Raw genomic sequence first — 15,334 nt, 5'->3', positions numbered from 1 at the left:
CCGGGCCGGTGGTCACCACTCCTGGGAAGACCTCGACGACCTGCTGTTGGCGACCTACTCGGAATTGCGGTCGCGCCCCAACATCACCGTCTGCGTCGGCGGCGGCATCGGCACGCCCGAGCGGGCGGCCGAATACCTGTCCGGGCGCTGGGCGCAGGCGTACGGCTTCCCGCTGATGCCCATCGACGGCATCCTGGTCGGCACCGCGGCGATGGCCGCCAAGGAGGCGACCACCTCGCCGTCGGTCAAGCGCATGCTGGTCGAAACCCAGGGCACCGACCAGTGGATCGGCGCCGGGAAAGCCTCGGGCGGAATGGCATCCAGCCGCAGCCAGCTCGGCGCGGACATCCACGAGATCGACAACAGCGCCTCGCGGTGCGGCCGGCTGCTCGACGAGGTCGCCGGTGACGCGGACGGTGATGTTGGGGCGCGACCGCAATTCCGAGTAGGTCGCCAACAGCAGGTCGTCGAGGTCTTCCCAGGAGTGGTGACCACCGGCGCGCCCGCCCTCGATGTGCGCGATCACCGGCTTGGTGGACACCTCGGTCGCGATGCGGATCACCGAGCGGATCTGCTCGACGGTGCCGGGCTTGAAGACGACGTGACTGATGCCGACCTCGCCGAGCTCCTCGATCAGCTCGACGGCCTCCTCCAGATCCGGGATGCCGGCGCTGATGACCAGGCCGTCGATGGCCGCGCCGGACTGGCGCGCCTTTTGCACCAGCCGCTTGCCGCCGACCTGCAACTTCCACAGGTACGGGTCCAGGAACAGCGCGTTGAACTGGTAGGTGCGGCCGTCCTCGAGCAGCCCGGCCAGCTGCTCGACGCGGTCGGCGAAGATCTCCTCGGTGACCTGCCCGCCACCGGCCAGCTCGGCCCAGTGACCGGCGTTGGCCGCGGCGGCCACGATCTTGGCGTCCACGGTGGTCGGGGTCATGCCGGCCAGCAGGATTGGCGAACGGCCGGTCAGCCGGGTGAATTTCGTCGAGAGCTTGACCCGCCCGTCGGGCAGGCGAACCAGCGTCGGGGCGTAGCTCGACCACGCCCGCGCCACCTCGGGGACGGCCCCGACGGTGAACAGGTTGCGCTGACCACCGCGGGTGGCGGCCGGCACGATGCCCACGCCCAGGCCGCGGATCACCGGCGCGGTCAACCGGGTCAGGATGTCGCCGGGGCCCAGGTCAAGAATCCAGCGGGCGCCCGCGTCGTTGACCCGGGTGATCTCCTCCACCCAGTCGACCGGACGCACCAGGATCGACTCGGTGAGCTGGCGGGCCAGCTCGACGTCCAGGCCGACCTTCTCGGCCCAGCCGCCGACGATGTCGATGCCGTCGGCCAGCCGGGGCGTGTGGAAGCCCACCTCGACCTGCACCGGATCGAAGACCGGCGCGAAGACGTCACCGCCGCGCAGCTTGTTCTTCCGGTCGGCCTCTTCCTTCTCCGAGATCTGCTGGCAGTACAGCTCGAAGCGGGACAACTGTTCCGGGGTGCCGGTGATGACGACCGAACGGCGGCCGTTGCGGATGGACAGGACGGGCGGCAGAACGGTGCGCACGTCCTGCGCGAACTCGTCGAGCAGCCGGCCGATGCGGTCGGGATCGGCGTTGGTGACCGACACCATCGGCGGGCGGTCGCCGAGGACCGAGATGCCGCGCCGGCGGGCCACCAGGGTCCCGGCCGCGCCGATCAGCTGGGCCAACGCCAGCAGCTCGACGTCGCGGGCGCCCCCGGCCTTGAGCGCCTCGACGGCGAGCACGCCCTGGGAATGTCCGGCCACGGCCACCGGGGGCGTCGCCTTGAGGTCCATCCCTTGGCGCGCCAGCGCGCGCACGGCCGCGATCTGGGTGAGCAGCACGCCCGGTATCGACACCGCGGCCGAGGTCAGGTGCTTGTCCGAGGGGACCGGATCTTCGGCCGCCAGGGCACGCACCCAGGTCAGCGGCTCGAAACCGATCGGGCGGACCACGACGAGCTCCTTGGCCACCGGCTCGAGGACCAGGTTCACCTCGCCGACCAGCGTTGCCAGGTCGGACTCGATACCGGCCGACGACACCAGCTCTTCGAGGGTCTCCAGCCAGGCGCTGCCCTGGCCACCGAATGCGACCGCGTAAGGCTCGCCGGCCGTCAGGCGGTCGACAAGGGCGTGGGTGTCCCCGGCGTGTGGGGCCTTGCCTTGGCCGTCGCGGTCAGCGGACACCCGGTCGTGCTCGTGGATCGTCACCTTGTCTGTCTCCCCTGTATGCGTCTTTAGGTCTCGTCGTCTGGCGGTCACCACCGCCTGGCGGGCTTGGCGTCGATGCGGCGTGGTTCAGCGTCGAATCACTAGCCGGGAAACGGCTGGCCGGTGTGTTGTCGGCGGACCGCCCGAGTGGTGCACGGCGGCGCGACGGACTCCATCGGCTGTACTAAGAGTGTCATAAGGATCGGCGCTTGTTTCGCGTGCTGATTGGTTACTGGTGAGTTCTACGCATGGGTAACCGTGTCCTGGGTAACACGCGGTTTCACCTACGGCGCGGAGCCGATTCACAAACCCGCTGCGTGCAGGTGGTTACGGTCGAGTAGCTACAACTGCGCAGATCAAAGCAGTCTTGTTATCGAATCGTTACATAAAAATTTTGCGCCGCGGAGTGCCGTCGCGGCGCCCTCGGCGGCATCGGACGGCCGATGGCCGCGTGCACCCGTCGGGAAAACGAGCGAACGAGTGTTTGCTGGAAACTTTAAGAGTCGGCGTCCGGGCCGGGCCGGACGGCGGGATCGGAGACTAGGCCCACTGCCCGAATTGGGGCTTGAGGATCTCGTTGATGTCCACGCCGACCCCGCCGACGCTGCGTTTGTCGATTTCAACCTGGTGCAGGTTGGCCGCCGGGTGAGCGTACCCCTTGGGTGAACCCCAGTTGTGCTGCCAGAAGTAAGAGCCCAATCCGTCGTGCAGCGCCCAGTCGATCGTTTTCGAATTGGCGTACACGCCTGTGCGCTGATGACCGATCACCGACTCCCACGACCGCAGGTACGGCGCCACCTGGCTCTTGTACTGCTCGTAGGAGGGATCGTCGTCGATCGAGGCGTAAATGGGTGCGCTGGCGGGCCCACCGGCCGCGGCGTGCAGCTGCATCCCGCGCTGCGCGTGCTGCAGACCCGCGCTGGCACCGCCCAGCCAGTCCGCGGTGCTGGCCTTGCCGTACTGGTAGCAGGACACGATTTTGAGCCCATTGCTGTTGAGGTCACGCGCTTCGGCGACCTGGATCGGCTTGCCGAGCATCCAATTGCCGCCGGGGCGGCGGTCCGAGACATACCGGATCGCCCCCACCGCGCCCGCGGCCCTGATCTGGCTGGCCGGAATGACGCCGGCCGCGTAGTCCAGCAGGGTGCCCAGCGAGCCAGACGCCGGTGCGGCGCTCAGCGCTGCGCCCGCGGCGCCCAGGCCCAGCAGGGCGGGGGTTGCGGCCGCGAATTTGAGCAGGTCACGTCGCGAAACGGAGGACACAAGCCACAGGGTACGACATAGACCCCATGTGACACATTGATCACACGAGTCACATGTGCATCACAGTGCCGCATCGTTCGTTTGAACGGATCGGGGCGCGGGCAGCACGATGACGCTCACCGCCTCCAGTCCGCGACGAGCGGTCTGCTGGGCGATCTCCTCGATGAACAGCGCTGCCGCCGGGCTGATCGATGCCGCCCAGGCGCGGAACCCCTGCACGATCACCGGGTCGTGCTCCAAGAGCGGTTGCACTCCCCGCAGCACGCCGACCACGTCGTCGGGCAGGGGGTCGGTCAGCTGCTCGTCGATCCAACGGCGCGCAAGCTCCGCCGCCGCCGACTCGTCGTCGCCCAGCGCGATCACGTCGGCGGCCAGGTTGCGCAACCGACCGAACAGCACCTCGTGGCCCGGCGTCTCGGCCAGTCGCGACAGCAACGTGCTGGCCGCGTTCGGTAGCACCATTTGCCCGAACAAGGCGGGAACCGGTAGCTCCCACTCGTCGAACAGGTCCGCGTACATCGCGGCGACGGGCGCCGACAGCGGCGCGCTGAGCCGCCCGATCACGCCAATGCTGTCGCGGTGCGTCGTCGCCAACCGGTGCAGGATGTGCTCGTTGAGGTCGGCGCCGGAACACTGGGTGGCGGCGCAGGATTCGTCGATGGCCCGGATCAGTTGGTCGAGCCGCTCACGTTCCTGGATCAGCAGCGTACGGTGCTGGTCGAGCAGGCCGGCCAGCGTGCTGTGTCCGCCCTCCATCAGCCGGGCGATGTCGTTGATACCGACACCGAGGCTTCGCATCAGGTCGATGCGCAACAAATCGAGAACCTGCTCGACGCCGAAAACGCGGTAGCCGTTGGACAGATGTTCTGCGCGCAGCAGCCCAATTTTCTCGTAATGGCGAATACGGCCGGAAGCGATGCCGGTCAAGGCCGTGACGTCGCCGATCAGCAACTGCTCAGCCACTCCTTGACCTTACAACTGTTACAAGGTCTGTACTGGTCGGATGCAACACGGTCAGCTGATCGACCTGACCCGGCGCGCGTTGAAACTGGCGCGGGACAAGACGACCGACCTCGCACCCGGCCAGCACACCATCGACGCGCGGGACTACACGGGTATCGAGCGACACGACCGGGATCGCGCCATGCTGCTCGCCAGTCCTCAACTGGTCGGCTATGTCTCGGAACTTCCCGTCCCCGGCGCGTATTGCACCAAGACGGTGATGGGGCGGTCCATCCTGCTGACCAGAACCTCGGAGGGATCGGTCAAGGCGTTCGACAACGTGTGTCTGCACCGCCAGTCACAGGTGGCGACGGGATGCGGCATCGCCAAGCGGTTCACCTGCCCCTACCACGCCTGGACGTACGACAACACCGGGCACTTGGTGGCACTTCCGGGACGTGAGGGGTTCCCGGAAGTGACCGTCAAGTCCGACGGCCTGACCGAACTCCCGGCCACCGAGTTCGCTGGATTCCTTTGGGTGGCACTGGATCCCGGGGCGACATTGGATGTGGCCGCACACCTGGGCCCGCTCGCCGAGGAACTGGACTCCTGGGGCATCGGGCGCTGGTCGCCGCTGGGCGAGAAGGTGCTGGACTCCGCGATCAACTGGAAACTGGCCATCGACACCTTCGCCGAGAATTACCATTTCGCCACCGTCCATCAACAGACCTTCGCCACCGTTGCGCGCAGCAACTGCACGCTGTTCGACTCCTACGGGCCACACCACCGGTTGATCTTCCCGCTCAACACCATCCTCGAGCTCGAGGACGTGCCGGAGGATCAGTGGAATCCGTTCCACAACATGGTGGTGATCTATGCGCTGTTCCCCAACATCGTGCTGTCGGTGACCATCGCCAACGGTGAGCTGTTCCGCGTCTACCCCGGCGACCGGCCCGGCAGGTCAATCACCGTGCACCAGAACGCAACTCCGCAGGACCTCTCCGACGAGGCGGTGGCCGCCGGGGCTCAGGCCATCTTCGAATATGCACATGCCACCGTGCGCGACGAGGACTACCGGCTGGTCGAGCGGCTGCAAGCCAATCTGGAGTCCGGAGTCCGCGATCACCTGGTGTTCGGCCGCAACGAGCCGGGTTTGCAGCATCGGCACATCACGTGGGCCCGCGCGCTTTTGCGCTCAGCCGCCGTCGACTGACAGCACCGCGATAAGATCGTCGAGAAGCTTTGCCAGCGCGTCGTTTTCGACGGGCGCCGAGCTGAACAGCAGCTCAACGGCGTCCTTGCGGCGCCCGGCGGCCACCAGGGGTACCAGCTGATCCACCATCCTCTGCAGTCGGGGCTCCGGCGGTGTCAGGTTCGCGACAGTGGTGGACAGCACCTCGACGAGTTCCCAATCCCGGTATAGCGCCAGCGAGCGTTCGTTGAACGCGAAGCCCGTCACCGGTTCTCCCCACATGGTCCCACGGTAGCGGTAGGGGCCTTCCATGTATTCGATCGGCAGCCCGTGCGCCGGGGCGGGCACCAGCGGCTCGCCAACGAGATCTAATTGCAGTGTGGGACAGGTGATCCGGTGCCGATCCGGCATATACCGCGCCGGGGCGAGTGGTCGCACCAGCGGTCGCATGGCCTCCGGCCATCGCACGTAGCTGCTGACCGTGACCTCGATGTCTTCGGCGCATTGCGGCGCGATCGTGGGGTCTGGGTGGCTTGTCGTGATTCCGGTAAACGGTTGCAGCGCATTGCCATCTGTGCGGTCGAACTGGCGCCAGATGCTCAGGTCGACGCCGTTGTCGAAGTTGATCGTGCGCCATTCGTGCGACCTGGCCCGCGGGTCTCCCCCGGATCCACCTCCGCCGGCGTACTTCGGGAACCACTGCCTGTCGACGTGCCCGCTGGTGCCGGACACCTGCGCCACCACGTCCCCCCAGCGCAAGGTGCCGGTCATCGCCATTCCGGTCTGGAAATAGGAATAGGTGTCGCTTTGACCGAAGCAGACGATCTTTCCGTTGTACGTCGACGCACCCACCGGTGTCGGTGCGCGCGTTGGTGATACGGCCAGATCCAGTCGCATGGGCCGGCCGGGCTGATCCGTTCCGACCAGGCTCACGCGGTACGTGTAGGGCAACAGTTCGCCATCGCCGTTACGACTGGTCGTCCACGACGCGGTACCCGCGCCGCTGTGATAGTTGATGTCGAGGTGGCCCGACGCCATCGTCAGCTTGGGCTGGGCCCCCGGCTCCATATTGGCCGGCGGCATGTCGTAGTCCGTGAAGGTGCCGTAGTCGCCGGTGTCGAGGTCGAACAGCGCCAGGGTGTAGAAGTCCGCGACCACCGTGCCCCCCGGCCGGTTCTTGTTGAAGATGGTCAGGAAGGCAAACGATCGATCGGTCTCGGCGGCGTCGAGCTGGCCGGCGATGAACCAGGTGTCCGATTCCTGGTCGGCATGTTCGCCTTCCGCGGCGGGAAACTCCAACTGGTCGTCGCCGGGCACCAACTGAAACGGGTAACTGCGCCAATCGCTGGTCATATCGGGCCTCGCTGCTTTTTTCGCTATGTTAGCGTGAATAGCGAAATTGCGGTCGCGGTCCGATCCCGTGAGGAAGTGCCCCGATGACAGAGACTTCCGGCCATCGCTCCTATAAGGAGGTGTTCATTGGGGGCCAGTGGCGCAAGCCGGCCAATCCCCAGCAGCTCGCGGTGATCTCGCCACACTCGGAGGAGCCGGTCGGGCACGTCCAAGTCGCCGGACCCGAGGACGTCGAGGCGGCCGTCGCCGCCGCACGGCACGCGTTCGATCACGGTCCGTGGCCTCGGCTGAGCCATGCCGAACGGATGGCCAAGGTCGAACAGCTCGCCGGAATCTATGCCGGCCACGCCGACGAGATGGCCGATCTCATCACCGACGAGATGGGGTCGCCGCGCAGCTTCAGCCGGATGGGCCAGGGTGCGGCCGCGGCGGCGCTGATGCACCTGTCGCTGGCCGCCGCCCGCGAGTTCCCGTGGCAGGAACGCCGCCAGGGCGTGCTCGGCGAGGTGCACCTGCGCAGAGCTCCGGTCGGAGTGGTCGGGGCGATCGTGCCGTGGAATGTACCGCAGTTTCTGATCATGCCCAAGCTGATCCCGGCGCTGATCGCGGGCTGCACGGTCATCATCAAGCCCGCTCCCGAAACCCCGTTGGACGCCTTGTGGTTGGCCGAGATGATCGAGCAGATCGGGTTGCCCGACGGCGTGGTGTCGGTGCTGCCCGGCGGTCCGGAGATCGGTGAGGCGCTGGTGCGCCATCCCGGCGTGGACAAGATCGCGTTCACCGGTTCCAGCGCCGTCGGGCGCCGGATCGCCGCGCTGTGCGGCGAGCAGCTGAAGCGGGTCAGTTTGGAGCTGGGCGGCAAGTCCGCGGCCATCATCCTCGACGACGCCGACATCGACAAGACGGTGGCCGGCCTGAAGTCCGCGGGCCTGATGAACAACGGCCAGGCGTGCGTGGCGCAGACCCGGATTCTGGTCAGCGACCGCAAGCACGACGAGGTCGTCGACGCGCTGGCCGGCATGATGTCGGCGCTCAAGGTCGGCGACCCGGCCGACGAGTCGACGGACATCGGACCCCTTGTCGCGCAACGGCAACAGCGCCGCGTCCAGGACTACATCAAGTCCGGCCGCAGCGAGGGCGCTCGCGTCGTGCTCGGTGGCGAGCAGAGCCCGTCCGAGCGCGGCTGGTACGTGCAGCCGACGTTGTTCGCCGACGCCACCAACGACATGCGCATCGCCCGGGAGGAGATTTTCGGTCCGGTGCTGACCGTGCTGCGCTACCGCGACGAGGACGACGCGATCCGTATCGCCAACGAAACCGATTACGGCTTGGCCGGTTCGGTGTGGACCGCCGACATCGAGCATGGCCTGCAGGTCGCGGCTGCGGTCCGCACCGGGACCTACGGCATCAACATGTACACCTTGGACATCGGCGCACCCTTCGGCGGCTTCAAGCAATCCGGCATCGGCCGCGAGTTCGGGCCGGAGGGGCTGCACGAGTACGTCGAGCTGCAGACGCTGATAGCCAAGGGGCAGCTGCCGCCGCTATAGGTTTTGCGGGTGTCGGGCACCGCACGGACGACGCGGTAGGCGGCCGGGCATGTTCGGTTATTGGATGCCGCAACATCTTTGAGCTTCAAGGCTTTGCCGGTAGTGACCGGTACCGCCGCTAGTTGGTTGTCGGTGGTGGGTGGGGTTGGAAGGGTGTGTACCACCACCAGTCGGCGCGTTCGCCGATCGGTCCCGGACACGGCGCCACCGCAGGTGGGGGCCCCGTGGGTGGGCGCGCCAGCGATCCCGCGCTGAGCACTCGGCCTTCGTCGTCGCGGACCACGAGTGCGTGTGCGGGTCCGCTGATGGTGATGACACCGCGATGATGCAACCGGTGATGGTAGGGACAGACCAGCACCAGGTTGGCTAGTTCGGTGGGGCCGCCGTCTTCCCAGTGCCGCAGGTGATGGGCGTGCAGACCGCGGGTGGCACCACAACCCGGCACCGCGCAGGTGCGGTCGCGATGCTCCAGCGCGCGGCGCAGCCGCCGGTTGATCACCCGCGTCGCCCTTCCGGCACCGATGACCTCGCCGCGGCGTTCGAACCACACTTCGCACGTGGCATCACAGGTCAGGTATTGGCGGTCGGCATCGGAGAGCAGCGGACCCAGATGCAGCGCCGCGGTGGGTTTTTCCACGTCGAGGTGCACCACCACGGTGGTGTGCTGCCCGTGCGGGCGCCGCGCCGCCTCGGCGTCCCAGCCGGTCTCGACCAGGCGCATGAACGCCTCGACCGTGCCCGGCAACGGGGGCCGCTGATCACCGGCGCTGGTGGCCTGATCGTGTTTCCACTCGGCGATCAGCGCCTCACGATGAGATGCCAACGCCGCGTCGAACGTCGCCGCATCGGGGGGCGGAAGGGTGATCCGGTAGCAGCTGCCCTGCTCGTCGGAGGTCTTAGTGATCGAGGCCAGCGGTCCCCGCCACTCCGGCCGGGGCTCGGGGTCGGGCCGCGGTTCCAGCTTGATCGCGGTACGCAACTGGTTCACCGTCGCGACCGCGGCCAGCTGCGCATAGTGCTCATCAGACCCTGTACCGGCCCGCGCCGCGATCACCCCAACCTGGTCCAGCGACAGCCGGCCCTCCCGCATGCCCGCCGCGCAGCGCGGAAACTCCTCCAGCCGGCTCGCAATCGTGGCGATCGTGCGCGCATTCCCCGGCGAGCAGCCCGTCTTCCAAGCCACCAACGCCGGCACCGACCGCGCCCCGGTCATCCCGCACAACTCGTCGCGATCGATCTCGGCCACAATCTCCACGACGCGCCCATCAATCGCATTACGCTGACCGGTCAACTCCGCCAGTTCGTCGAAGAGCTCCCCGAGACGTTCCTTCGGGGACGCTTCGACGCCGGCTGCAGCCACGGTCGCGGACATGACGCCATCATCGCAGCCACCACCGACAAAAACGGTCTCCCCCCATTCCGCGGCCCCAAATGTGGTGTGCGCAGAAACCCCTATGAGATCTCCGGTTCCCACCGCGGGTCGCGGCCAAGGCGTGCCAAAAGCTTTGTCTGCGCATCGCTCTCATCGCCGACCGGGACCGGCGCATCGAACATCCCGGACGCGGCCAAGGCCTGCGCACCTTCCGGAAGGCCGGCGCAGAACAGCTCACACCACGCCGGGTCCAGGGCGTCATCGGCGCGCCAGGTGCAGTCCGGCAATGTCATCCATCGCCGGAAGATCCGGGCACCTGCAACGTCAGCTCGACCGGACAGCACAGCGCGCCATGCTGATTGATCACCCGGATTTCGACATCGACCAGGCAGCGCGGCGGCTCCACCGAGGTGTCCCGGCGCTTCGCCACGGCCCGCCCCCGGCCGATCATCGTGTCGCCGGCATACACCGGCGCGGCCAGTCGCATGGACCGGTGCACCACGCGCGAGCGCGGCCCCGCCCAGTCGGTCGCGACGCGGTCGGCGAACCCGGCCAGGTGCATCGTGTTGACGTAAATCGTCGGATTGCCCTGCGCCTGAGCGTATTTTGGGTCGAAATGGCCGGGGAAGTAATCCCACGTCGCCCCGGCGTTCTCCACCACCCGCTGGTAGCTGATGCGGTCGATCACTTCCGGCAAGTCGACGGGAACGGAGATCATCGCCCAGTCCAGGCCGTCGCCGGTCACGACGCGGGCCCGGGGGTGAAGCGGAACAAGGTATTGCGATTGGTGGCGACCACGACGTTGTCTTGGCGGCGATAGGTCTCCAGCGTCTCGACGAAATGGCCGACGCCCAGTCGCGTCCGCTTTTCCGGTGATACCGAGACCAGCTCGTCGACTGCGGTCAGCACGTCGCCTTCGACGATGGGCTCGGGGAACTCAACCTCGTTGGCGGCGTTGATAAATGTAGTACCGGGCAGCGGCACCCGCAGGGCGATCAACGAAGCGGTGCCTCTTCCCCCGGGTTGCCAGGGCGGTGCGATCAGCCAGCCCATCAACAGCGCGGGCGGCGCGAGTAATCCTCCCCACTGCCGCCGGGCGAACTCGGGGTCCCAGTATGAGCGATTACCGTCGCGCACCATCGCAGCGAACAACTGGATGCGTGCGGCGCTGACCGCGGTTCCCGCGACGCGGGGCTCGCTTCGCGCGCCGACCATCCGCAGCGCATCGTCGTAGGTGCCGAAGGCCAGCCGCTGACCGAAATCCTGATCCACGTATCGGTGCCACTCACATAACGAGGGGGTGGCGACTCGGGACGGAATCCCACTGCAAGGCACGCGAAGTGAAGTACCAGCCGCCCCGCTCGTAGCTCAATGTGTCGTGGAAGGTCCCGGTGGCCCGCAGCGTGGTGTCGCCATAAATCGCGGCGAAAAGCACAGCGACACAGTGCTGAGTCGCGTTGACCCCGTCGACGCTGATCTCATGATCGACCGTGACCAGTCGTTGACCGTCGCCACCGTCGAAGGCCGACCGCAGGTCGCTGAAAAGCTCACCGTCGCGGGTATAGCTGGCACCGGAATGACGGAAGGTGGAGACCCAGCGGTCGCGATCGCCGTCGGAGTAGGCCCGATTGTGCCGGGCGTTCAGATCCAGGATGGCAGCGCGTCCGGTGGCGGCTTGCAGCATTTGCTGTTCTTGATAGGTCATGGTCATCGCTTCCAGCCTCTCTGGAGAAATCACTGCCGACAATGGGCTGAGGGGACGTTAATGCAACTCGTCGACTATTACGTGACATTAACGGAACCTAACGGCGAACGACATACCCACTACTTTCACGATCCCAGGCCCCCGGACTGACGCCGCGTTCGCGCAATAAATCTTTGCGTATCCGGCCCATCACGTTCTTCGGCAGTTCGCTCACGGTCTCCACGAATCGCGGCACGCAGAAGTACGGCATGCGGGCCGAGCAGAAGTCGAGCAGTTCTGCGAAATCCAGTGTGGCGCCGGGCCGCAGCGTGACCACTACCAGGACGTCGTCCTCGCCCAAATCGCTCGGCACGCCGACCGCGGCGGCCTCGGCCACGGCGGGATGACTGGCGACAACGGCCTCCACCTCGACCGAAGAGATATTCTCACCGCGCCGGCGCAACGCATCCTTGATTCGGTCCACATAGGTCAGATTCTGGTCGCGATCGAGGCGCCCGAGATCGCCGGTGTGAAACCATTCCGGATGCGGCTTTATCCGCGAATCCGCGCCGACGTAGCCCACGCTCATCACGTGCGGATACCTGGGCCGACAGGCGATTTCACCCACGGAGTCAGCGGGCAGCGGATTGCCATGCTCGTCGAGGATCCGCACCTCGAAATCGGGATTCGGCCGGCCCGACGTCCCGGGAACCCCCTCCTCGGCGACCGACTTGAGGGCGATGGGAAAAGCCTCGGTGAGCCCATACATCGTGACAATGCGGCAGCCGTAACGCTTTTCGATGTCGCGGTAGGAGTTTGCGTCGATCGGCGCGGCGGAGATGAACCGTAACGGCAGCCGTGCGTCATCCGGATCCGCGGGCAGATTCCGCAGCATCGAGACCATCGCCCCGGCACCGGCGAACCCGACGGCGCCGCGGGCGCGTATGTCGTCCCACACCTCGCCGGGGTGAAAAGACCCGGCCAGCACCGTCGTTGCGCCGACCAGCATGGGCGCCAGGATGCTGGGTGCCGCACTGAGGTGAAACAACGGCATCGCCGTCCACAACACCTCGCCCTCGCGTAATTGCCAGGCCGATGAGACGGTGGCTGCCACGGAAAACAGGTAGTGCCATGTCGTGGCGACCGCTTTGGACGGGCCGGTGGTGCCCGAGGTGTAGAACAGGCAGGCGAGGTCGTCCGCCTCGCCCGGGTCATCGACCGACGCGTCGCCGGCGTGTTGTCTCAACGTCGCGGTCAGTGAGTCACCTTGCACCACAATGTTCGTCAGGCTCTCCGCCGCGTCGGCGACCTCGGCGGCGCGGGGCCGGTGTTCGGCGTCGGTCAGCATCACCTTGGCGTGTGACAGCCGCAGGGCGTGCAACAGGAAGTCGCCTTTGTTCGCGGCATTGATCGCCGCGCTCACCGCACCGATCCGCGCCGCACCCAGCCAGAAGTAGACCCATTCCGGACACGTGCCGGTGAACAACGCGATGCGGTCACCCCGTCCGACTCCCAACTCGCTCAACACCTTTGCCGCCGCACACGACCGCTGGCGCATCTGCTCGAAGGTCACGTCGACGCCGGCGATCGACATCATCACCCGGTCGGGGTACTGTCGCGCGCGGCGGTCGAGCACGGCCGGCACGGTGAAACGGTCGACGCCGTAATCGGCGGGCCGCACGGACCCCACGCGGTCAGCGCACATCGGTCTGTGTGGCTCTGGTCAAGCTTTGGCGGCCGCCGGGTCGGGCTCACCGTCGGCGCCGTAACCGAAGTCGGAGGGCGACGGTTGCTCCCCCGGGTAGAAGCGGTGGGCCCACCGACGCAGGGCCGCGTAGTCGTGTGCCTCTTCGGGCGCCAGGTTGGGCTTCTCCAGGTATTTCATGTTCTCCCAGGTGAAGAAGTCCTGTTTGATGACCTCTTGCTGCAATGCCAGGAACCGGGCGGCACGTCCGGTGGGCACGTCACCGCTGTCGCCCGGTTCACGCACGGAAGCCTGCGTGTAGAAGTAATCGGTGTAGTCCTCGTCGACCGGGGTCTGCCCGGTCACCTCGATAGTCGCCACCAGCTCGCTGGGGAACCGGACGATGCCGAGGCCCAGCGAGTAGTTGTCGTAGATGATCTTGGCGTCGACCGGCCCGTCGGGTGTCAACCAGGTCGAGCCGCGGCCGCCGCCGAAGTGGGCGTTGACGGTGGCGTGCAGGTGATAACCGGCCACCTCGAACGACGCCGTCGTGGCCGGGTTGGCGGCCTTGTGCACGTACTGAACGTGATAGGGGTCGGCGGCGTTTTCGATGATCATCTGCGGGTGCACCTTGACCCGGTTCAGCATCTGGCTGTGCGGGTGCAGCGGGTAGTACTCGTTGGTTTCCAGTTCCGGCAGCACCGGCGGCTGCCAGTACGGCGCCCGCCCGTGGCGCTCGTGCCAGGCCAGGATGAAGCCGTACCATTCCATGCTCGGATAGGTCCGGATGCGGACGTTGTTCTTGCAGCCGATCTTGCTGTAGGGAATCAGCGCGTTGGTTCCATCGCCGCGCCACTGCCAGCCGTGCCAGGGGCAGACGATGTTCTCGCCTTCCACGGTGCCGCCGACCCCCAGGTTGGCGCCGAGGTGCTGACAGTAGGCCTCCATCACGTGAACCTGGCCCGACTCCGTGCGGAACAGCACCAACTCCTCGCCGAAGTAGTGCGCGCGCCTGACCTGGCCGGGAGCCAGGTCGCTTCCGAAGGCGACGATGAACCAGCCCGTCGGGAAACGGTAGGTCGACAGCGCGATGCCACCCGGTCCGAACTCCCGTTCCGAGGGGTCTGACTCTGGAATCGTATTCGTCACGAGCACTCCGTTTCCCACGCGGCCGGGCGCATCAGGGCCGCTCTTAACTCACCGCGTTTCGACGACTAAGGTCTATTTTTACTATTTTAGACATTGAACGTCAACGCGCCGCCGCCCGGGCGTGGCGTGGCGTCGGAGCCAATGGGGGTTCGCATGACGGCCGCTGCGGTGGACCTTTCCGATTTCGCGTTGTGGCGTAACGGTTTTCCCGACGAACTGTTCGCCGAGTTGCGGCGTACCAGGCCGCTGTTTCGGCACGACTTGACGCCGGGCGTCGCCGACACCGTCCAGCGCCAATTCTGGGTCGCCACCAAACACCGGCATGCGGTCCGCCTGCATCGCGACACCGACTCGTTCACCGCGGCCGACGGCCCGCTCATTCAACCGGTCGCCATGTTCTCGGCATCCCCGACGATCATCACGCTGGATCCGCCGGACCTGAACAAGCGCCGCAAGCTGATCTCCAACGCCTTCAACCCGCGTGCGATCGCCAAGCTGGAGAACGGCATCCGGGCGCGCGCCGCGCGGATGATCGACGGCCTGCTCGCCCGGGGCGGTGGGGACTGGATCTCCGACGTCGCCGACGCGCTACCGATGACGGTCATCGGCGACATCATCGGCATCCCAGAGGAGGACCGGCCGCGGATCTTCGAGCTGTTCGACCGCATCCTGAAGGCGCTTGCGCCCGAGGAGCACCCGAGCGGGCACGTCGAAACCGAGCTCTTCGCCTCGGTCTTCGAGTACGCGATGGAGCTCACCGCCGAAAAGCGGCGCAATCCCACCGACGACATCTGGAGCACGCTGGCGTCCGCGGTGATCACCGGCGACGACGGCGAGCAGTTCAGCCTGCCCGAAAACGAACTCGAGTTCTTCTTCTTCGTGCTGGCCTTCGCCGGCAGCGACACCACCAAGAACGCGCTGGCC

Annotated in this window: 12 protein-coding genes and 3 pseudogenes; 4 read left to right on the top strand and 11 right to left on the bottom strand. The window is 66.7% G+C overall.

From position 1 onward, the window contains the following. Positions 1 to 46 precede the first annotated feature (46 nt). A pseudogene (locus A5622_RS28550) lies at positions 47 to 355 on the top strand (fatty acid synthase subunit beta domain-containing protein); the annotation flags it as partial. Here A5622_RS28550 and A5622_RS21125 read toward each other — a convergent pair. The 3 genes and pseudogenes from A5622_RS21125 to A5622_RS21115 form a co-directional block, all read right to left on the bottom strand. Continuing rightward, positions 296 to 2,221: pseudogene (locus tag A5622_RS21125) on the bottom strand (fatty acid synthase subunit beta domain-containing protein); the annotation flags it as partial. The pseudogenes A5622_RS28550 and A5622_RS21125 sit on opposite strands and share 60 nt — an antisense overlap. A 540-nt stretch (positions 2,222 to 2,761) precedes the next feature. Next, on the bottom strand, positions 2,762 to 3,484 hold the full coding sequence (locus tag A5622_RS21120) for a DUF1906 domain-containing protein (RefSeq protein ID WP_066881015.1): 723 nt from the start codon (positions 3,482 to 3,484) through the stop codon (positions 2,762 to 2,764). A gap of 60 nt (positions 3,485 to 3,544) precedes the next feature. Then, entirely contained in the window at positions 3,545 to 4,447 is a 903-nt protein-coding gene (locus A5622_RS21115) for a MerR family transcriptional regulator (protein WP_066862563.1), read from the bottom strand. Positions 4,448 to 4,487: 40 nt separating this feature from the next. On the opposite strand from A5622_RS21115, the gene A5622_RS21110 reads away from it, so the two are divergent. Next, complete coding sequence (locus tag A5622_RS21110; RefSeq protein WP_066881013.1) at positions 4,488 to 5,639, top strand: aromatic ring-hydroxylating dioxygenase subunit alpha; 1,152 nt, start codon at positions 4,488 to 4,490, stop codon at positions 5,637 to 5,639. Here the strand turns inward: A5622_RS21110 and A5622_RS21105 are convergent. Then, entirely contained in the window at positions 5,622 to 6,971 is a 1,350-nt protein-coding gene (locus A5622_RS21105; RefSeq protein ID WP_066881011.1) for a secreted hydrolase, read from the bottom strand. The two genes, A5622_RS21110 and A5622_RS21105, sit on opposite strands and share 18 nt — an antisense overlap. Positions 6,972 to 7,054: 83 nt before the next feature. Here A5622_RS21105 and A5622_RS21100 point away from each other — a divergent pair, with 83 nt between their 5' ends. After that, positions 7,055 to 8,521 carry an aldehyde dehydrogenase gene (locus tag A5622_RS21100; RefSeq protein WP_066881009.1) on the top strand — a complete coding sequence of 489 codons (1,467 nt, stop codon included), beginning with the start codon at positions 7,055 to 7,057 and terminating at the stop codon, positions 8,519 to 8,521. A 118-nt stretch (positions 8,522 to 8,639) separates the two neighbouring features. Here the strand turns inward: A5622_RS21100 and A5622_RS21095 are convergent, their stop codons facing one another. The 7 genes from A5622_RS21095 to A5622_RS21065 form a co-directional block, all read right to left on the bottom strand. Beyond that, positions 8,640 to 9,893, bottom strand: a complete 1,254-nt coding sequence (locus A5622_RS21095; protein ID WP_066881007.1) for an HNH endonuclease signature motif containing protein — start codon at positions 9,891 to 9,893, stop codon at positions 8,640 to 8,642. 80 nt (positions 9,894 to 9,973) lie between these two features. After that, positions 9,974 to 10,186 (bottom strand): hypothetical protein, encoded by a 213-nt coding sequence (locus A5622_RS21090; RefSeq protein WP_197508066.1) that lies wholly within the window; start codon positions 10,184 to 10,186, stop codon positions 9,974 to 9,976. Further along, complete coding sequence (locus A5622_RS21085) at positions 10,183 to 10,638, bottom strand: MaoC family dehydratase (RefSeq protein WP_066881005.1); 456 nt, start codon at positions 10,636 to 10,638, stop codon at positions 10,183 to 10,185. The genes A5622_RS21090 and A5622_RS21085 overlap by 4 nt, the downstream gene beginning before the upstream one ends. Continuing rightward, complete coding sequence (locus A5622_RS21080) at positions 10,635 to 11,165, bottom strand: MaoC family dehydratase N-terminal domain-containing protein (protein WP_066881003.1); 531 nt, start codon at positions 11,163 to 11,165, stop codon at positions 10,635 to 10,637. Before A5622_RS21080 ends, A5622_RS21085 begins: the two co-directional genes overlap by 4 nt. Before the next feature lie 13 nt (positions 11,166 to 11,178). Further along, positions 11,179 to 11,604, bottom strand: a complete 426-nt coding sequence (locus A5622_RS21075; RefSeq protein ID WP_066881001.1) for a nuclear transport factor 2 family protein — start codon at positions 11,602 to 11,604, stop codon at positions 11,179 to 11,181. Positions 11,605 to 11,695: 91 nt separating this feature from the next. After that, a complete protein-coding gene (locus tag A5622_RS21070) occupies positions 11,696 to 13,282 on the bottom strand; it encodes an AMP-binding protein (protein ID WP_066881000.1) in 1,587 nt (528 codons plus the stop codon). 18 nt (positions 13,283 to 13,300) lie between these two features. Continuing rightward, positions 13,301 to 14,410 carry a Rieske 2Fe-2S domain-containing protein gene (locus A5622_RS21065; protein ID WP_369806955.1) on the bottom strand — a complete coding sequence of 370 codons (1,110 nt, stop codon included), beginning with the start codon at positions 14,408 to 14,410 and terminating at the stop codon, positions 13,301 to 13,303. 153 nt (positions 14,411 to 14,563) lie between these two features. On the opposite strand from A5622_RS21065, the pseudogene A5622_RS21060 reads away from it, so the two are divergent. Continuing rightward, positions 14,564 to 15,334 (top strand): annotated as a pseudogene (locus A5622_RS21060) (cytochrome P450); the annotation flags it as partial.

It is taken from the genome of Mycobacterium sp. 1245801.1 (assembly GCF_001673055.1).
In the GTDB taxonomy this organism is placed as follows: domain Bacteria; phylum Actinomycetota; class Actinomycetes; order Mycobacteriales; family Mycobacteriaceae; genus Mycobacterium; species Mycobacterium europaeum_A.
Note: the sequence above shows the minus strand (reverse complement) of the source record. Positions and strands in the feature narration are given on the sequence as shown.

What these genes read in the sequence shown, in the direction of transcription:
- A5622_RS21070 (WP_066881000.1), bottom strand. Translation starts at nt 13,282, where the DNA reads ATGTGCGCTGACCGCGTGGGGTCCGTGCGGCCCGCCGATTACGGCGTC.
- A5622_RS21090 (WP_197508066.1), bottom strand. Translation starts at nt 10,186, where the DNA reads ATGACATTGCCGGACTGCACCTGGCGCGCCGATGACGCCCTGGACCCG.
- A5622_RS21075 (WP_066881001.1), bottom strand. Translation starts at nt 11,604, where the DNA reads ATGACCATGACCTATCAAGAACAGCAAATGCTGCAAGCCGCCACCGGA.
- A5622_RS21100 (WP_066881009.1), top strand. Translation starts at nt 7,055, where the DNA reads ATGACAGAGACTTCCGGCCATCGCTCCTATAAGGAGGTGTTCATTGGG.
- A5622_RS21105 (WP_066881011.1), bottom strand. Translation starts at nt 6,971, where the DNA reads ATGACCAGCGATTGGCGCAGTTACCCGTTTCAGTTGGTGCCCGGCGAC.
- A5622_RS21110 (WP_066881013.1), top strand. Translation starts at nt 4,488, where the DNA reads ATGCAACACGGTCAGCTGATCGACCTGACCCGGCGCGCGTTGAAACTG.
- A5622_RS21095 (WP_066881007.1), bottom strand. Translation starts at nt 9,893, where the DNA reads ATGTCCGCGACCGTGGCTGCAGCCGGCGTCGAAGCGTCCCCGAAGGAA.